General features: G+C 48.7%; 8 protein-coding genes, 1 rRNA gene and 1 riboswitch. All 9 genes read right to left on the bottom strand.

The features are described from left to right. Window positions 1-230, bottom strand: a 16S ribosomal RNA gene (locus AC58PV_RS17005); the annotation flags it as partial. 346 nt (window positions 231-576) lie between these two features. Next, window positions 577-1,980: an NCS2 family permease gene (locus AC58PV_RS17000; protein WP_497433401.1), complete on the bottom strand. Its 1,404-nt coding sequence runs from the start codon at window positions 1,978-1,980 to the stop codon at window positions 577-579. 142 nt (window positions 1,981-2,122) lie between these two features. Continuing rightward, a riboswitch (purine riboswitch) is annotated at window positions 2,123-2,223 on the bottom strand. Between the two features lie 129 nt (window positions 2,224-2,352). Continuing rightward, the gene (locus AC58PV_RS16995) at window positions 2,353-2,715 is read right to left on the bottom strand and encodes a DUF1304 domain-containing protein (RefSeq protein ID WP_497433391.1); all 363 of its coding nucleotides are present in this window, start codon (window positions 2,713-2,715) and stop codon (window positions 2,353-2,355) included. 161 nt (window positions 2,716-2,876) lie between these two features. Beyond that, on the bottom strand, window positions 2,877-4,415 hold the full coding sequence (gene guaA / locus AC58PV_RS16990; RefSeq protein WP_497433390.1) for a glutamine-hydrolyzing GMP synthase: 1,539 nt from the start codon (window positions 4,413-4,415) through the stop codon (window positions 2,877-2,879). Window positions 4,416-4,671: 256 nt separating this feature from the next. Further along, window positions 4,672-12,795, bottom strand: a complete 8,124-nt coding sequence (locus AC58PV_RS16985; protein ID WP_497433389.1) for an S-layer homology domain-containing protein — start codon at window positions 12,793-12,795, stop codon at window positions 4,672-4,674. A gap of 324 nt (window positions 12,796-13,119) precedes the next feature. Continuing rightward, on the bottom strand, window positions 13,120-15,597 hold the full coding sequence (locus tag AC58PV_RS16980) for a transglutaminase TgpA family protein (protein ID WP_497433388.1): 2,478 nt from the start codon (window positions 15,595-15,597) through the stop codon (window positions 13,120-13,122). Further along, window positions 15,584-16,795 (bottom strand): DUF58 domain-containing protein, encoded by a 1,212-nt coding sequence (locus AC58PV_RS16975; protein WP_497433387.1) that lies wholly within the window; start codon window positions 16,793-16,795, stop codon window positions 15,584-15,586. The genes AC58PV_RS16980 and AC58PV_RS16975 overlap by 14 nt, the downstream gene beginning before the upstream one ends. A gap of 11 nt (window positions 16,796-16,806) precedes the next feature. Continuing rightward, on the bottom strand, window positions 16,807-17,784 hold the full coding sequence (locus AC58PV_RS16970) for an AAA family ATPase (RefSeq protein ID WP_497433386.1): 978 nt from the start codon (window positions 17,782-17,784) through the stop codon (window positions 16,807-16,809). A 64-nt stretch (window positions 17,785-17,848) separates the two neighbouring features. Further along, window positions 17,849-19,312, bottom strand: a complete 1,464-nt coding sequence (locus AC58PV_RS16965; protein WP_497433385.1) for a polysaccharide deacetylase family protein — start codon at window positions 19,310-19,312, stop codon at window positions 17,849-17,851. Window positions 19,313-19,394: the final 82 nt, after the last annotated feature.

The following is a 19,394-nucleotide window of genomic DNA, read 5'->3' as shown; positions in this document are numbered from 1 at the left end:
CATCTTCAAGCCACAGATTGCTCCGTGTTTTATGATTCTCTCATGCGAGAGTACCAGTTATCCGGTCTTAGCTATCGTTTCCGATAGTTATCCCAGTCTTAAAGGCAGGTTACCTACGTGTTACTCACCCGTCCGCCGCTAGCTTACCCCGAAGGATAAACCCGCTCGACTTGCATGTATTAGGCACGCCGCCAGCGTTCGTCCTGAGCCAGGATCAAACTCTCCATAATAGAAAAGCTGACTTGCTCATTTGAAGCTAGCGAGATTATTAATCTCATTAATGGTTGATTGCTCAACCGATTTGCATACTCACTCGTTGTTCAGTTTTCAAAGATCAATTTCTTTCGTTCGCTACCGTGTTACCGAAGCAGCGAGAAGTAATATACCACATCAGCTTGTCCGAATGCAAGAACTTTTTAAAATAAAGTTTCTTACGTTCATTCCTTCTTCTGTTCGGCCGCCGAAGCGACAAGGAGTAATATAACAAATCCCCAAAAGGATTGCAAGTTTTTTCGACATGGAAATAAACGGAACAAAAAAGACTCTGGCATAAACGCGCCAGAGCCTACCTATTTTTTAACCTTGGCTTCCAATAAAGATGTATCGTGCAATGATTAAAATCGCTAGAATCCACATTAACCAGTGAATGCTGTATTTCTTCTCACTTTTGCCACTCAGATTAGCTGCTGCAGCAAGAACGACATAAGTAACGATACCGAAGGAAATCCCGTTCGCAATGTTGTATGTGAAAGGCATCATTACAATTGTAAGGAATGCAGGAATCGCGACAACGAAGTCTTGGAAGTCAATCTCTTTGATAGATTGAACCATAAGAACACCAACCACGATTAAAGCAGCCGCTGTTGCTGAACCAGGAATCAACATAACAATTGGAGCCAAGAACAGGGCAAGCAAGAAACATAAACCTGTAGTGACTGCCGTTAAACCTGTACGTCCACCCTCAGCGACACCTGCTGAGCTCTCAACAAATACGGTTACTGTGCTCGTTCCTACTAACGCTCCGCCGCTAACGCCGATCGCATCTACGAACATCGCTTTACCAACGCGCTTGGCGCCCTCTTCTTTGTTCTTCATAATGCCAGCACGAGTCGCTGTTCCTACCATCGTACCAAATGTATCGAATAACTCAACGAACGTAAAAGTAACGATAACAGAAACAATACCTGTTGTCATAACGCCCGCGAAGTCAAAGTCACCAAAACGAAGCTTAGACATATCAGGTACCCATGTTGTTTGGTCACTACTTAATGTAGCTAAATCAACCATACCCATGAAATAACCAACGACAGTCGTTCCTAGAATTCCGAACAGGATCGCGCCACGCACACGCATAACCAACAATATCGAAATCAACAAAATGCCAACGAGTGTTAAAATAACACCTTTATTTTCTAATGACCCCATATGGAAAACAGTTTCAAAAGACAGAACATCCGTAAACTGATGTGCTTTAATATCATTTCCTGATTCAACGGCTACAGTAAGGATACCGCTGTTTTTAAAACCGATCATGGCGATAAACAAACCAATTCCCACTGTGATCGCATGTTTCAAACTGTCAGGGATAGCGACGAGAAGCGTTTGACGCATTTTGGTAATCGTAAGGATGATAAAGATAATCCCCGAAATAAACACGGCTGTGAGTGCCATCGAAAACGTAAATTTACCTTGTGAGGTCAAAATAATCGTCGCGAAGTACGCATTCAAGCCCATGCCCGGTGCTAACGCTACAGGAAAGTTAACGAAAAGCCCCATAGCAATCGTCATCACACCAGCTGCAATCGCTGTAGCTAAGAAAATGGATGTCCAGTCTCCGCCAGTTGCTCCTGTTTTAAACGCACTCAGGATATCTGGATTTACCGCAAGGATGTAAGCCATCGTCATGAACGTCGTAATCCCCGCCATGATTTCTGTTCTTACCGTGGTGCCATTTTGCTTCAATTTAAAAAAACGATCCAAATTCATTCTACTACTCCTCCTAAAACGAATGGTGGACAGCAAAAAACCCGGAATCATATTGCTTGATTCCGGGTACGAAAAAGGAGCCGTCCATATGAGGGCTGCCTTCAAAAATGTGAAGTCGCGCGTAAAAACTCATACGGATACCGTTCCTTTTTTTCGTAGCCAGATCATTTGCGGTGATCTCGTAGAAACTCTCAGGCCAATTCCCGAGATTATACGAAAAACTGTTATCCAATTTCATATTCTAGTGAACAATTGAGCAAGTGTCAATAAAAAAGACGAACAATTCTAGGGTAAAGTTTCCCATATCGTTCGTCTTTTTCTAGTTACCATTCATATTCCCATTCAATGGCAATCATCCCCCTATTATTAGCTTAGAAGGACAAAAATAAGTGCCACAATAGCAGGCAATCCCTGCACAAGCAGAATCGATTTCTTGGCCGTAGCGCCTCCGAATACAGCTGCTACTAGCACGCACACGAGGAAAAAAATCTCGATAGATCGCCCAATCGATGCGTCCGGATGGACAAGGCCCCATACAAGACCTGCTGCCAGAAAACCATTGTACAATCCTTGATTAGCTGCCAAACTTTTCGTTATCTGCGCATTTTCCTTCGTCATACCGAACGACTTCATCGCGCGCGGGGTTGTCCATAGGAACATTTCCAGCACTAGGATATACAAGTGCTCAAGTGCCACAAGTCCGACCAGTATCATTGCAATTATTGCCATAACGTTTCCTCCCGATGGTACTCCAATGTATTCGTTGCTCCTATTAATGTAACATATTTATCCATTCCTATCGCTCAAAAATAAAAGACTCTCCTCTAGCTAATAAACAGCTCGAAGAGAGTCTTGCTATTACATGTTTTGGTGTTGATTAAACTACCAACCTATTCCCACTCAATCGTAGCTGGCGGCTTCGACGTGATGTCGTACACGATACGATTCACGTTTTCAACCTCGTTTACGATACGAACGGAGATTTTCTCAAGCACATCCCACGGAATACGTGCCCAGTCCGCTGTCATGCCATCGATGGACGTAACTGCGCGGATACCTACCGTGTAGGAATACGTTCTAGCATCGCCCATAACACCTACGCTTTTCATGCCAGGAAGCGCCGTGAAATACTGCCAGATCTCGCGATCTAGGCCAGCTTTGGCGATTTCGTCGCGCAGGATGGCGTCGGATTCACGAACGATTTTCAGCTTATCCTCGGTAACTTCACCTAGAACACGGATGGCTAGACCCGGACCTGGGAATGGCTGTCTCCATACGATAGCAGAAGGAAGACCGCACTCTTCGCCGACTTTACGAACTTCGTCTTTGAATAGTGTTTTCAATGGTTCGACTAGCTTGAACTTCATGTCTTCCGGCAGGCCGCCAACGTTATGGTGAGATTTGATCGTTTGCGCGGTAGCTGTACCACTTTCTACGATATCCGTGTACAACGTGCCTTGTGCCAAGAAAGTAAAGTCATCGAATTTGCTTGATTCTTCTTCAAACACGCGAATGAATTCGGTGCCGATGATTTTACGTTTTTGCTCCGGATCCGCTACGCCAGCCAATTTGCCGAGGAAACGGTCTTTCGCATCGATTTTAACAACTTTCATATCAAATTTGCCGACAAACGTCTCCATTACGCTCTCGCCTTCACCTTGACGAAGCAAACCATGGTCAATGAACATACATGTCAATTGCGCGCCGATAGCTTTGTGAAGCAAGATCGCAACAACGGAGGAATCAACGCCGCCGCTTAGTGCGCAAAGCACTTTTTTGTCGCCAACTTCTGCACGAAGCTCTTTAACCATATCTTCAACGAAGGAAGACATGGTCCAGTCGCCTACACAGCCACACACTTCATAGATGAAGTTGTGAATCATTTCGTTCCCTTGAACAGAGTGACGAACCTCAGGGTGGAATTGTACAGCATGGATTTTACGATCACGGTTGCTCATCGCCGCAATTGGAAGTGATTCCGTGCTTGCTTCAATCACAAAGCCGTCAGGTAACACGGAAACATGGTCACCATGGCTCATCCATACCGTTTGTTTCGCTTCAAGTCCTTTGACTAGCGGGCTTTGGTTCGAGAACTCTAGATCTGCTTTGCCGTATTCACGCGTATGTGCGCGTTCAACTTTCCCGTTCAATTGGTGGGCAATCAACTGCATCCCATAACAAATGCCTAAGATTGGAATACCCAAATCGAAAATGCCAGCATCAACGGAAGGAGCACCTTCGCCATATACACTTGCAGGTCCGCCGGAGAACACGATCCCCTTCGGGTTAATCTCACGAATTTTATCAACCGTTGTGTTATGCGGCAGCAACTCGCTGTACACGCCTAAATCACGGATTCGTCTTGCAATCAGTTGGTTATATTGGCCTCCAAAATCTAAAACGACGATCAATTCACTTGGTTTACTCATATCCGACCTCCTAGGTTCATAGCGATTGAAGATTGGGTAGAACCCTTGTCTACTTACCGCTATTTCTAGGTACTAATTTTAAACATTAGGCACCTAGGATGTAAAGGGGATTTAATGTGTCTTTTGAATGGCTTTCCAAATCGCTGTAATTTCCCGCTTCGCATAGAGCAGCATTTGCGGCATTAGAACGAAGGCGTTCCTAAGACTTAGATTAAGTTTTTGCAAAGTAAGCCAGTTTATTCTTTAGGATGCAAATTTACCACTTATATTGCGCGCAAGCCTTCGCTTTCAACGCTGCTTCAAAGCCGGTACCCGACTTTTTAAATAAATTCTTGGCGTCTTTCGCATCTGTGTTGAAATGGTCACGTTCCAGATTAATGGATGACTCTGACGGACTCATGAAGTCATAGCCGAATGGTCCCAGCTCTGCTTTGGCCGTCAATGAGACTTGAGGAGGGCAATCGCCGCCACTGCTAGTCACCTTAATGCCATCCGAGAAGGATGCCGGCCCCCAAGATGCCTTGAACGCTGCCTCAGCAACAAGCTCGGTATTGGATAAATCCTCCATAGGGTTGATTTCAAAACCGCCGCCAACTCCCACTCCTGCTTCCACGCAAGCAGAGAAGCCTTCGTCGGTAATACACACCTTACCTCCACCTCCTACGCCTTCATAAGCACTCGCACCAACACAGAACAAACCGCATGGATCACGATATTGAATTGGATTGTTGTTCACGTAAGCATAGAGATTCGCTTGCTCGGAATCCAGGAGGATCGGATCCTTCGCTGTCCACCGGCCTGAATGAGGATCGTAATCGCGGAAGCCGAAGCGGACCAGCTTCGTGCCCTCATCGGCCAAGCCCCCTGCATATCCCAAAGCTAATGTAAATGACGGATTGCTGTCAGAAATCAAGTTACCGTAGCTATCATACTGCAGCTTTTTCACAACCGTTCGATCCCCTTTAATAATCATCTGCGGGGTTCCAACTGCATCCGTAACTACGTAGTAGCGAATTCCGCCTCTTTCTAGTGCCAAGAGCTTGCCTTGCTCATCATAGAAGTAGCTGCTAACGGATTGATCCGGCTCAACAACAGCTGTCAGCCTATGCGGGGCGTTCGGATCTCCAAATAAGTACTGTATTTTCTTCCCAGATGCTTCTCTCGATATCCGGCGCCCAAGCGCATCGTAGCCATAGCGATATGTTTCCCCATTTACCGTAGCCTCGAGTAACTCACCTCTCGTTCCGTAACGGAAGGTGTCTGCACCTTTGGCTGTCATAAAGCCATCCTTATCGAAGGTATAGGAAACATCTCCTGCTTTTTCCAGCAAATCATATGCTCCGTACTCTGCCGTTTCCGCTGCGAATCCGGTCACCTCACGGAGAATTCGATTGCGATTCGAATCGTAATCATAAGCTTCACTGAAAGAACCATTCGGGCCACTTCTGCTCACCTGCGTCAATTGGCCATCGTCTCCATAACCGTAAGCATACGTTTCAATGCCTGCTGCCGTCGTGACCGTCTTATTGGTCACAAAGCCTCGCTTATCAAAAACGTGGTCCACCTTATAGACGGTTACTCCGCCTAACTTATACGTTTTATCTTTAATTTTACCGTTCGCATCGTACTGGGTCCCTACGTTTAACGTGCCATCCGTAACAGCATCAACCCGCTTCGCTGGACCCCCTCGACTAAATGTGAAAGGTCCAAATCGAGTAACATTAAAATCCTTGTCATAGTCGATCGCAGTCAACTTGTTCGTTATATTGCCGGCTGTCATTGTAATTCCTTTGAGATTGGCATAACCATCATACGTGTAGGTGAACTTCCCGTTAGCTAGACCATTCCAGGTCATCTCCGTGACAGACGTACCGTCATATTTATAGCCTATCGTCATCTTAGCGGCAGGGTCCGTCGCGGACTTACTCTCTACAGAGCTAACCCGATCTGTATTCCCTAGATAAGTAAACGTTCTGGAAATATCGAGATCGTTCAATAGATTGATTCGCCCCGTCGCATCATACCCGTACAGTACCTCGCGGCCGCTAGGCAGCATGGATTTATCGAACTTGCCCGAAGTATTATACAAGACAGACAGTGTATCATCTGCACCATCGGGCATAAACCCATTAAACTGATCCAATCCATTATAGGACTGATAATAAACCTCGGAATTCGGTGTCGTAACCTCTGTCAAATTACCCACATCGTCATAACCTTTACGCAAAATCTTGCCACTCGGCATTTCAATCGCGATCACACGGTCCGCATCATCGTAGGTATACCGTTTGATTTGACCTGCCGCATCTTGAACCCCGATAAGCCTATTCTTCGCATCGTACGTATTCTCTACGAACTGATCTCCTTGCTGCGCTCTCTGCAGCCTCCCCTTCTCATCGTAAGTGAAGACGACGGGAGCTATTCTGGAATCAGCGTATTCCACTCGAGCAACCCGATCTTTGCTATCCAAGTAAGTCTTGGTGATAACACCTTCGGCGCTCGTTTCGGTAAATTTCTTCTCCGCTACATCAAAGACAACAGATGAAGTCGCCGTTGTAGTACCCGTTGACGTCTGTGACTTCGTGTAGGTCATCGTAAGAGATTTTAGGCTTAGTGGATCGTTACTCCTATCCAGCGTCGCTTGACGTTTCTCGCCAAACGTCCATTTGCGCCCATTCGGCGCTGTGACGACCATACTGGAAATCATAGGTGCAGCATATCCCCAGCGTGGGTCAGGCGCGCCAGTTCGAACAATTTTGGTACCATCGGCATAATCCGTTGTTTCTGTTCCATCATCCCTGAGCACGGAAGTCGTTTTCGCCCCGGAAGGATCTGTACTGACACGCTTTAGCTGTCCCTCCTCGCGAGTCACCTCATACTTCGTTTTCTGATTACCAGGTGTCGTGTAGGTGACTTTATAACCATTGGCCAAAGAATCTCGAGTCAGAGTGGACTTGCCTTGCAATGGATTTTCAGAGGAAATGAGATAACCCACTTCATCATATCCATATTTCCGCACATGCCCGTTGGGATCCGTGTATTCGGTCAATAAGCCTTTGTCATCATACTTGATTGCAAAAGCTTCCCCCGCTGGATTCGCAATCTTGGTCAATTGTCCCCCCTCTACGGTAAGGACAGTTCGTTGACCGCCTGGAGCCACAATCGCGGTTGGCACGCCATTCTCATCGCGTTCTACCTTCACTTCATTGTTATTCCGATCGGTCAACTTTGATAATCTTCCTTGCGCATCATAGGTAAACCGGGTGATCGTACCGCCCGTTAGCGCGTTCTTCGTTTCAACATGCCTTCCAGATCTCATGTCGAACAAATAGCGCTCCGTTCCACTCTCATTAATCAGTTCCTGCTTCGCTTCAGGATTAATGCTGTATACATAGAACAAATCACTACCAGCCTTATTGTGCTGTACTTGAAGAATAATTTCTCCTTGCGGTCCTACGGAGAGTAGGCGAATGGGGATCGATCCCACGATTGCCCCTTCATCCTTGGCTCTTTGCTTAATGACAGCAACCACATCACCCGCTACTTCCTCAATAATCTGATCAGGTGTAATTCTGTACAACTTGTCGTCCCCAGTTACATCCGATATAAAATAAATGTTGCCATAGCGATCAATTTCCATCCTTCTATTGGTAATTCTGAAAGAGGCTTTGGACGCAGCAATGCCATCATAGAATTCGGCAACACTTAAACTAGCTCCGGTAATCAAGGAGAGATTGCCATCTTGTGACATTTTGCGAATTCTAGTATAAGCACAATAGGTACCGCCACAGTCATCCAGTAGATACAGGGATCCGTCCGGTCCAAGACTAATGTCTGCAACATTTCCAATATTCCTCTTACTTATTGGGCCGCTGGACACGCCATAAGAATCGCTATTATTATAGCCTCTGAATCCATAATGAGTTACAAGACCATCCGGTCCAATGCGATATAAGCGGTTGGAATCGGTATAGTACAGGCTTCCATCATCTGCAATTTCGAGATTTTTGGGATTATACAATCTTACATCCGTCGCAGGAATACCTTCCCTCGGATCCCCATACTCTTCGCCGATATCTCCACTCCCAGCAAATGGAACCCACTCTGAATCTAGCAAAGACTTCTTCCAAATTCGGTACGTACCCCAACTTGTTGCGTACAAGGTTCCATCCCGTCCAACCTTCAAGGAATCAAGGTTGAGTTGCTTGATCATCGTACCAACAACCTGTGCTTCTCCGTTCTTATTCACTCGAAATACTTCCGCTTGAACATGGTCAGGGTACGGCTGATCCGTGCTTCTGTAAGTCGTTAAGTATAAATCCCCATCAGCCCCTACCGTTGTCATCGTCGGAATTGTCGTTTTATTAGTTGCCGGCACGCCTTTACCAGGGTTAGTTGCCCCACCTCTAAAAATGACTTCCACCGGATTGAGACCGGATTTGGGTTGTAGTTCCACAAAACCGCTCCCTCGGGCGAGCATTCCTGATTCATTGTCCAAGTGATGGTTAGGACTCAGACTCCAACCCGCAAGCCCCATATTCTTGTAGACATCAACAGGACTCTCTACAACACCATGCCAAGTTCTTGATGTGGATATGGTAGACGTAGAGCGGCCGTTCGCAACGATGCCACGATAACCGTTCGTAGATACACCTGTGACTTGACCGAAGCTGTTGGCAAAACTCTTGGAAGTCGCATATAGCACAGGCCTGTATAGGTAGTACACGGACACTTCGTACGGATGAGAACCGACTAACTGACGTCCGTAGGCATCTTTGCCATCCCACGTGTAGCGATAAGGAGTATTGCCTGATGTTAACGGAAGCGATTTCGATATGGTGCGTCCCGCAATTTGAATGTTTACGCCAATCCCAATAACAGCCGGTGGCAGCGCTCCTTCCATGACGGGAATTTCCAGTGTCGACTTACTCTCATAACCTTCAGCTCTGCGGCTGTAGTAATGCAGGGACATATTCGTCCCCGTGATCGGAATAACTTCCCCCAATGTCTGCTCCTGGCAGCCAATAATGGAGCTAGCCTTCTGACACGGGTCGTTCACATTCGGTTTATTCGAATTCGGTTTTCGGTTAGGTGGATTCGTAGCACCTTCAGGCAGTCCATAGGGCCAGTTAAAGTCCCACGGGGTAAAATGCTCAATCGGCACGCGCCACAAACTCTTTCCTGGTGTGTATAAGGCGCCCAGCTTCTGAAGCTCGGATTCTGTAAATCGTAGTGCGGCTAGTTCTGTCTCATCGTCCTCCACGCCATCCCCATCTCCGTCAATGACCGCACGACCGTTTTCTACAGCAAGTATTTTAATAACCATACCATTTTGGGAAGGCACCCACTTGGCCGTCTCGCGATCGTAGTATCCCGAAGGAACTGTCTCTCCAATTGGAAATTGAAGGAAATTGTCTACATACGTATAGATTTTGTGGCTAAAACGAACTTCTGTCGCGCCTGCTGCCACAGCTTCATCTGCTGATAGCTCTACTGCATAGGTATAGCCTACGAAGGCAGGCAGTTCACCTGGCATCGCCTGCATGCCTTTATCTCCAACGGTGTACTCCGTTGCCCTTACATGCATGCTAGGAAGCGGCACCGCGGAACCGTCAGGCAGCTTCATAACAGCTGTCGTGCCCTGTGGAATTAGCAAAGTCGCCTGTCTAGTACCGTCCGTATCCGTCATCGGGCTCCCTTGGGCCACTTGCATTTCCTGCGTTCCTGCGGAGAGCTCTACAGTCGTTACTTTGGTGTCAAACGCTTTAAGCACGACATCTGGGAGAGTTGCATAATCCCCCCAGGGGGCACTCGCCTTTCGCTGAATAGACATATAGCCCTGCTTCTCATATTGAACCGTGACGGTGCCCCCGCCATTTATAGCAAGGTCAAAATTTCCGTTAGCACGTGTCAATGTACGGCCCAGCTCACCATGATCTAAGATCGTAACCGTCACGCCAGCAAGGGGCTTCCCTTCCGCGTCGAACACAGCTCCGCGCAGAACCGCCAAGCGTTCCGGTTCAATCGCACCAGGTGTAACTCCAGTCTGAATCGGATTACTTCCGCTGAATAGGAAGGTGTTATTGCCTGCGAAAGTGGATGTACCATCCACTGGAATTTCAGTCGCCACTTCAACTGGATCTGGTGGAAACTCGATAAGCACGGGAATGGTGGCTTGCGCCTCAATCGACTTGCCCGACTCATTGCCAGCCATATCCTTCGCCGTTACGGCGAACCTGTAGGAAGTCCCCGGTGTCAAACCGGATAAAGAGTACGTTGTTGCCGTAATCAGACTAGGCACTACCGTCCATGTCGTTCCGTTGTCACTCGAGTAATATACGATATAGCCAGCCAGATCGGCTTCTGCAACTGCCAGCCACTCTAGATCGACTTTACCGGCACCCGCTGTAGCCATCAGTCCCGCAGGCACTGCCGGCGGCAGGTGATCGGGAACGGCTAGCGGTCTTACAGAAACGGCGCTAGACTTCGCTGATTCGTTACCGCTGAGGTCTAGGGACGTAACAGCAAAGGTATACAGCATGCCATAGGTTAACTGTGTCACTGTGTAAGTCGTTTCGGTTACCGTTAAGGAAGCCATGCCCCACGTTACCCCATTGTCCGTGGAGGTATATATCCGATACCCCGCTAGGTCTGATTCACTTCTCGCATTCCACTGAAGACCAGCTTCGCCCACCCCAGCAGAAGCTGACAACCCGGTCGGCACCTCTGGCGGAGTGACATCAGCTCCTTCAAGCGGCACGGCAGTGACCGCCGGCGATTTAGTGGATTCATTCCCACTTCTGTCCACTGCGCTAACAGCAAAGGTGTAGGGAGTCCCAGCTATCAAATGACTGGCCTGATACGTAATTCCTGTCACGGTTGAGGCGGGTCCCCAGCTTAAGCCTCCATTCGTTGAGGCATATAAGTTATAGTGGAGCAGATCCGTGTCAGCCACCCCATTCCAGCGAAGATCGACCGCACGCACATTGGCAGTTGCCGAGAATCCGCTCGGGATGGCCGGAGGCGTCCGATCCGGCGTGCCGCCGTTGCCGTCTCCATTGCCACCGCCGCTGCCGCTACCACTGCCACCACCATTGCCAGGCGGTTTATTCATATCAGACAGCCGTAGGACTCCTAGATCTCGAACCTCTCCAGGTCCCGCAGCCTTCAGCTCTTGCTTTACATACTGAATTCGGCATTTGCACCCGCTAGGATTCGTCTCCTCTTGATCTAGAACGTGCATAAAAGCAGGAACATCACCACGATAGAGAACTGCATCCTCTTGTTGTTCAAGCACCATCCCCCGATAATTGCGTTCGGGCAATACATAAGCTGTGAAGGCACCTTGTGAATCGGTAACAGCAAAGAATGTTGGGTTCGTTGCAAAAGCTAGCACAATACCGGCAACTCCCTTACCATCCTCGCCCAGAACTGATCCTTTGAAGACAGCAGCTTGCACAGCGTTCAGCTGGGCGCTTTCCATTCCCTTACGGAAATGTACGGCTTCATGAGCCGATGAACCTACAGCGCCTGCCGTTACCTCGTATTGTCCATATGGCAATCGCAAGGAAAGCACGCCATCTGCATTCGTCATCCCCCACTCTCGAACCGAGCGTTCTCCTTGATCGTGCAAAGTAACATGAGCATTAGCCAACGGCTCGCCATTCGGCCCGTTCACCTTAACACTGAAGGGCTGAGGCTGAGCATCCTTCTGACTCAACCAGACCCGGTGTAGAAGCAAGGCAATCTCGGCCCGTGTCAGAGGATTTCCGCCTTTAAACGTTCCATCTGGGTAACCACCCATGAACCCTTCTTTGGACATGGCAGCGACCGCAGGCCCAGCCCAATCGGGAATGACAGCCTTATCCTGATATCCCAGGGAGCCCCCATGTTCTAGATTCAGCAATCGAGTAAAGATCACAGCAGCTTCCTGACGAGTAACTGGGGCATGAGGCCGGAATGTACGGTCGGCAAACCCTTGTACCCAACCTCTTCTTGCGGCCGTCTGTACGTGCCCCGCAAACCACTCCTCCTGCACATCCTGAAACAGGATGGTGCCTGGTTGTTCTTCCCCTTCTAGTTGCAAGGACTCTGCAGCGCGACCGATTAAAGCTGTCATTTCTGCTCTAGTGACCAAGCGGTCTGGCTGAAATGTACCATCTTCATAACCTTCAATCAGCTTTGCTTGGAGCAGATCCTCAATCTGAGATTTGGCCCAATCCGGCAAAATTTCTCCTGAAGAATCCACAGCTGCCTGCCCCAAAGCCTCTTGGCTAGGAGCTGCCACTACTATCCCCTCATTTCCTATTGGAATAATAGAAGTCAGACATAGACTAAAAATGAGTGCAACACTTGCCATTTTACGCATGATAAGCATCATAAAAATTCCCTCTACCTCCTTCGTTCTTTGAACGTTGTATCGCTCCTGCGTCACTTTCCTCTGTATAGCTTACATCGAGGGAAATCCTGGAAAATAGAGGAGGGTGTTCCTGATTTTACGGGAAGCTTTGGGAGCATTTTCGGGAAAGTAGTGGGAAATAGTTGGGATGCTTTCACCCATCACGGCTATACAACTATCTTCAAACAGCAAAATAACCCTCTCTGGTTCGCACCAGTTAAGGGTTATTATCGTAGGCACCGGATCGAATATTGGTAAGAACCAACGGAATCGACAACACACTGACCTGGGTAAGGTATACGGGGTTTAATGCGTCTTTTGAATCGCTTGCCAAATCGCGGTTATTTCCCGCTTCGAATAGGTCGAAGCACGCGCTGGATCGTAGCGGACACTTTCATAGATGTGAGCGAAAGCCATCAATGCCTGTTGTTGCCCTTGATGGGTCACCTTAAGATTCATGACGTATTCGCGCACCGTTTGATTGGCTGGCTTAACACCGTATTTGCGGAAAAGCTGTCTCCACAAACGGTCCATATACGGTGTCAAAGGATGGTGCTGATAGCCAGGTCCATGATCGTAATTCGGGAACGCCACTCTTCTATGCAACAAGTACCCTTGCCGTCTTAGTACGAAATATAGACCAACAAGTAAACCGATACAGCCCATAAGAACGAAAACAACACGCTTATAAGCCTTTACGAATTGGATAAGATTATTCTTCCCTGTATGCAACCATTCACCTGATTGGGCGATGACGGATCGAGTCACCGGCGTATTCGTAAGGGATGCCGTCATTCCCAACTGCTCCATGGTTGCAGTCGTCAACATATCCCTCGGTTGATCCGCGGATATCCCTGAGAAACCCGGTGTCGGCTCGAATGGCACCCAACCCATCGACGGGAAGTAGACCTCAACCCATGAATGCGCATCTTGATTGCGAACGACAACCTCATGCAGCCCATTATCATCGATTGCACCTACGGTTCCTTGAGCGAATCCCTTCACCCATCGAGCGGGGACTCCGACAGAACGAAGCATAACGACCATCGCCGTGGAAAAATGATCACAATACCCCGTTCGATCCACGAACAGGAAATGACTGACGAAATCTTCGCTGCGGCTGGGATTGGTAGGCTTTTCGAGACTGTAGGGAAAGGTTTGACTCAAATATTGCTCAATCGCTACGGCCTTGGCATAAGGCGTCAACCGATTCTCGGTGACTTGTTCGGCCGTGCTCCGTACTGTCCTCGGTAGCGTTGCGGGCAATTGCAAATATTCGTTAGTAATCGCTTCTGGGTAAGCGCCAATGTCTGTGTTCAATAGCTCCGGATTTTCCTTAACGGGCTGAACGGTGATTTTGTAATACGATAGCGGTTCTGCGATTTCCGGCAAGGTTGTTAAGTCACTCGTTTCGGAAGTCCGAAGACTTCCCGGTGACAGCAGCTTCCCTTTTTCACTCAAAAGCATGTCTACACTACGCAGTTGACCACCAACGAATAATTGTTTATTCGCAAACTTCCCATCCAGTAGAATCTCTTGCTGCACAACAGGAGAAGTTAACGATGGCGCAGAGGCTATAAAAGGCTCTAGCTTTTGAGTGGGCTGGCTCCAGCCTTTGCCATCGTAGAAGCTTTTGGATTCGCCGCGCCAGTAAGTTACTTCGGAGGTTTTGGCCGTGAACACGGATGACGTGTCCACCTGGAGTGGACCACCTAAGGAGGTATCGTTCTGGCCATAACCCGAAGTCGCTACAGCGGGACTTACTCCCGTTTCCTCCTCATAAAGCTCAAACAAACGATCATACCAATGCGCCCAGCTCACTGGCTTCATCAAAGGCTCGGCATCCGTTTGTTTCGCCGACAGCCAACCAACGCCCGATAATATGCCGACAACGATCACGCTGACGATCAGCCATTGCACATAACTACGTGAACGTACGGCCGTTACACGATAGGTCTGTTCGATTCTCGACAGATTGAGAATGGCCATCAGAAGCAGTCCATAACCTAGTGTCCGTACAATTCCTTGCACGGTATCTGCTCCTAGTACGAGCTGAATGCCTACGAGATAGATCAAGGTAGCCATCACAAACCAAAGACTGTGCTGCCTTTGGAGCATTAACGCTTGAACAACCGAGAGGAGCAGCGCCCAACCCATTAGAAACAGAAGCGTGCGCATTTCGCCGCTGATCATGTCAAAATGAGCCTGTACGATATAGAGCATATCTTGCACGAGCGTTCTCGCGAGCGAGAGAATCCATCCTCCAGCAAGCACGGTATCTCGGTTAAACATATAACCTATAAAAACCAGAATTATGCTGGACTTTGCCAACCAACCCCATCCATAAGGGACGCGGAAACAATCCAGTGCAAGACACAGAGCAAACACCACTAGAATCGGTCCAATTTGGATCACTTCATCGCCCATCCAGGCCAAAGGTCGCAGCCATTCCGAGAGAAGGAGAAACAGCAACAAGGTGATGAGACCATCTCGGAAGAGATTATTGTGCGCCTGCGGCTGGTTGTCTGCGCGGAAGATGAGCTGTGATGGGTGATGGGATGAAGTGTCTAGGTGGGTGGGATTCATATTGCTAGCGTGCGGATTGTCTAGGTGTGCGTTACTTGACTGGGAAGATCGTAAGTTCGATGTGTCCGAACGTGAAGATCCTAAGTCTGAAGTGCCCGAACGTGAAGATCCTAAATCCGAAGTGCCCGAACGTAAAAATCCTAAGTGCGATGCGCGAGAGCGCGTGTGCCCCCCGCGGCGTGGTTCAAGCGGTTGCATCCTGAGCACCCCCTTGCCTTGGCCACTGGCTCTGCGGATGCGGCACTTCCGTGAAGCTGCAGCCTACGGCCTGCAGCTGGGAAGCCCCCTCTCGCTCTGCGACCGAGAGGGAAGGCCGCGCGTGCACGTAGATCACGTGCACGGCCCTGCGCCTGGTGCGCGCGTCAGCAACCGCGCGCACCAGCGCCACATCCAGCGTCGATGTGATGCACAGCATCGACGCTTGGGGCGGCAAGTCCCCCGCCTCTTTCCTGACGAGGTCAGGAAAGGGCATGGCGGGCTTGCCGCCAACGCTCGCGAGTACTTCGTACGCGAGCGTCAGATCGGGGCGAATCGTCGGCGCGATTCGCCTCGCCTGAGAGGAGCTGCAGGCGAAGCCGCAGCTCTCTCGCCCGCCCGCGGCGGCTTCGAAGAAGCCGGCCGCCAGGGCGACGCCCTTCTCAAGCAGCGGCTGAGCCGCCTCAGCTTGGCCCGCCGCAGGCGCCACATCGAGCAGCAGCATCCACTTCGTGGAGGCGGCCTGCTCGGGGTCTTTGGTCATCAGACGGCTCAGGCGAGCCGTCGATTTCCAGTGGATGCGGTGATACGGATCACCGCTGACGTAATCGCGAACGGAGCTGACCAGCGGCGTTTCGCCCTTTGAACTAAGCGGTGTAGAACCTTCATCGGATTGAAACGTCATCCCGCTCCGCCCCAAAGCATCCGGTCGTGGATACACAACATAACGCTGTAAATCTTCTCTCTGTACTTTGCGCAGTGCGAAACCAAAGAGATCTCCCGCAGCAGCTTCAAGATGAGTGAAGCGATAGCTTCCTCGCATGAGATGAGTGATTCGGTAAGGCAGTATAATGGACTTCTGGAACCAAGGGAGAAGCAGCTTGCTGTACGTCAGCTTTCTCCCACTTCCTTCATGAATCCACGTTTCTTTCAAGAGCAGCCACGGTAAAGGAACCCATGAACGATGCTGGAGCTCCAGCACAATCGTCACATCTTCACCCGCAAGAAACACGTCACCTGATAGGCGCCGATTCACATTCAAACCTTTCAGCGCAAATACATAAAATAATCCTGCCTGTATCCAGATCAAGGATAAACAAATACCGAGATACCACACAGCAAATCCGCCTTGGCGATACGCCAAAAAGACCACCAACATACAACTGACGAGCAGTATCGTCGTCTTCCCCCAGCTTCTCATGTGATGGCCCCCTACTTCGCTGTAACGTAACGAAGAACTGGTGTTTGCATGCCATCTAGCAGGCTTTGAAGAATCAGATCGGACGAGCGCCCCATCATGCGGGCATCTGAAGTCAGAATAAGGCGGTGTGTCCAAACAGGTAAAACCAAGTCTTTAATATCATCAGGGACAACGAAGCTTCTCCCTTTCACGTAAGCCGAGGTTTGTGCCCCTCGCATCAACGCATAGGACGCCCGCGGGCTTGCACCTACGTAAAAATCAGCATGATCCCGCGTTGCTAAAGCTAAACGAACGATGAAATCCTTCAACGTGTTATCCACATGGACCATGGACGCTTCTTTCTGCAATTGCACAAACTCATCCTGCACGATAACAGGTTTCAAGCTTTCCAATGGGTGACGATCCTGTAGTCGATCCAGCATCAGAATCTCTTGATCATGCGAGGGGTAACCAAGTGAAAGCTTCATCATGAAACGGTCCATCTGCGCTTCCGGAAGCGCGTACGTGCCTTCATAATCCATCGGATTCTGTGTAGCAATGACAACGAAAGGTTTCGGCAGTTCGTAACTTGTGCCGTCAATCGTCACTCGCTTCTCTTCCATCGCTTCCAAGAAAGCAGACTGCGTCTTCGGAGAAGTCCGATTACATTCATCTGCAAGTACGACAGACGTCATCAAGGGTCCTGGCCGGAACTCAAATTCATTGCTTTTGACATTCCAAACAGAAACACCGGTCACATCCGAAGGAAGCAAATCTGGCGTACATTGAATTCTCTTAAACTCGCAACCGATCGTTTTGGCCAGCGCGCGTGCTAGCATGGTTTTACCAACACCTGGAACGTCCTCTAGCAGCAGATGCCCGCCGCTCAACATGGCAATGAAAGCTTTCTCTATCGTTTCTCTTTTGCCTACGATTACTTTCTCTACGTTCATGATCATCCGTTCCACGAGAGGCTGCGGTTGATCGAATATTCGGGTTTTCGATGCCATAGTCAAGAAGCCTCCTTTATAAGGGTATGCTTCTAGTTTTTCCATCTCTCTACTCTTTTAGACATTAGCTTCCCATTGCAAATAGAGAGTTTGTGAGAATCGTATTATTTTCTTTGAAAAAATGAAGGGGACGCAGCGCCATAGAAACCCCACGGTAGTCAGGATCGATCACAGCATTCGTAATCTGGCCGCCGAGTGACACGATCGTTTTGCGCAAAGGTACGATAATTTGATTATCTTGCATGTTCATATCTGCTAGCGAATAAGAGGCTGTTTGCTTACCTAAAGTAAACAAATGAATACTTCTATTCACAAGATCGTAGTCCAAATCATAAATGCCATAATGGGCACTGGCTGTCATCGTATCCGCTTGCCATGCCACTTTCCCACCCATCTTCTCGATCAGATAGCGCAGAGGCAACTCGATTTGATTCGCATGTAGTTTATAAATAGAAGGTTCTATCGTAAATGTATTACCCCCAAGCACATGAACCTGCAAAGGTAGAGCAGCTTGCTTCGCTAACATACGGGCAGCCTCAGCTTCTTCTTCCTTCTTCGCTTTAGCCTTCTCCTCCGCTTCGGCCTCCAGCTGCTGAGCCAGCCGTTTTTCCTCTTTCTTGGCAAGCTCTGTTGGACTAGGGTGTGCCGCAGCATACTGCTGTGTCTGGTCTACCAGCGCTTGAAATTGCTTGAAGCTCATGTTCCGCGACCATTTTGGCTTCGTGATTGCGAATTGTTTCGGTTTCACTTGTTCCGTTAACGTAGCGAACGTGTACCCTAGCTTTTTGTAATAGCTAATGACTTGAGGTAACACTTGCACGGAAGATTCATGACCCGTTCCATCGTGAAATAAAATATTAATCTCGTGATCGAGAGGGGAAGCCTTCACCGTCTGCCAAATTTCATTCACAGGCACATTGGCTCTCTTAGAGTCCCCACTATCAACATTCCAGTCATGTATGATATATCCGGCTTGTTCCATCAGGTAATAGTAGTTCGCATCGAAATTCGTTGCTGTCCCGCCAGGCGCGCGCACGAGTTGGGGACGTATCCCCACAATATTAGAAATAACGTCCTCGCTGCGTTGAATTTGGTTCCAGAAGGTTTGAAAATCACTATAAAGCTCTTTATATACATGATTATAGGTATGATTGCCAATGGCATGACCGTCGTTTACGATTCTCTTAAGTTCATTCGGATGCGCTTTCGCTTGTTCACCTAGTACAAAGAACGTTGCTTTAACTTCTTCTCTATCTAAAATATCCAATACCTGATTCGTCAATTTGCTAGGACCATCATCAAATGTCAGATACACAGTAGGCTGCTCCGGTGTTACGTAAGTCCGCTCACTCTTCAGTCGCTTCCCTGCTTGAAGTTGCTGGAATGCCTCTTGTACGGCTGGGTCCCCTTCATTGTCTGCGGCTTGGGCTGGCATCCTACCAACCAAGAGTGAAACTAGTAAAACAACAACCATCATGATTTGAAAACGTAGTCGTCCGTTGTTTGGAGCCTGTACCTGTGAGCGCATCCGATGATCCCTCCGCATGTTCTATCATTTTGACATCTGATAGATTATATGGGCGGAGGTGCGAGAGTATGACACGAAAAAA

This window comes from Paenibacillus sp. J22FR83, assembly GCF_059691955.1.
This window is presented reverse-complemented; position numbering and strand designations above follow the sequence as displayed.

Excerpts from the sequence above, each read along its gene's own strand:
- guaA (WP_497433390.1), bottom strand. The coding sequence starts at position 4,415 with ATGAGTAAACCAAGTGAATTGATCGTCGTTTTAGATTTTGGAGGCCAA.
- AC58PV_RS16985 (WP_497433389.1), bottom strand. The coding sequence starts at position 12,795 with ATGATGCTTATCATGCGTAAAATGGCAAGTGTTGCACTCATTTTTAGT.
- AC58PV_RS16980 (WP_497433388.1), bottom strand. The coding sequence starts at position 15,597 with ATGCAACCGCTTGAACCACGCCGCGGGGGGCACACGCGCTCTCGCGCA.
- AC58PV_RS16965 (WP_497433385.1), bottom strand. The coding sequence starts at position 19,312 with ATGCGCTCACAGGTACAGGCTCCAAACAACGGACGACTACGTTTTCAA.
- AC58PV_RS16970 (WP_497433386.1), bottom strand. The coding sequence starts at position 17,784 with ATGGCATCGAAAACCCGAATATTCGATCAACCGCAGCCTCTCGTGGAA.
- AC58PV_RS16975 (WP_497433387.1), bottom strand. The coding sequence starts at position 16,795 with ATGAGAAGCTGGGGGAAGACGACGATACTGCTCGTCAGTTGTATGTTG.
- AC58PV_RS16995 (WP_497433391.1), bottom strand. The coding sequence starts at position 2,715 with ATGGCAATAATTGCAATGATACTGGTCGGACTTGTGGCACTTGAGCAC.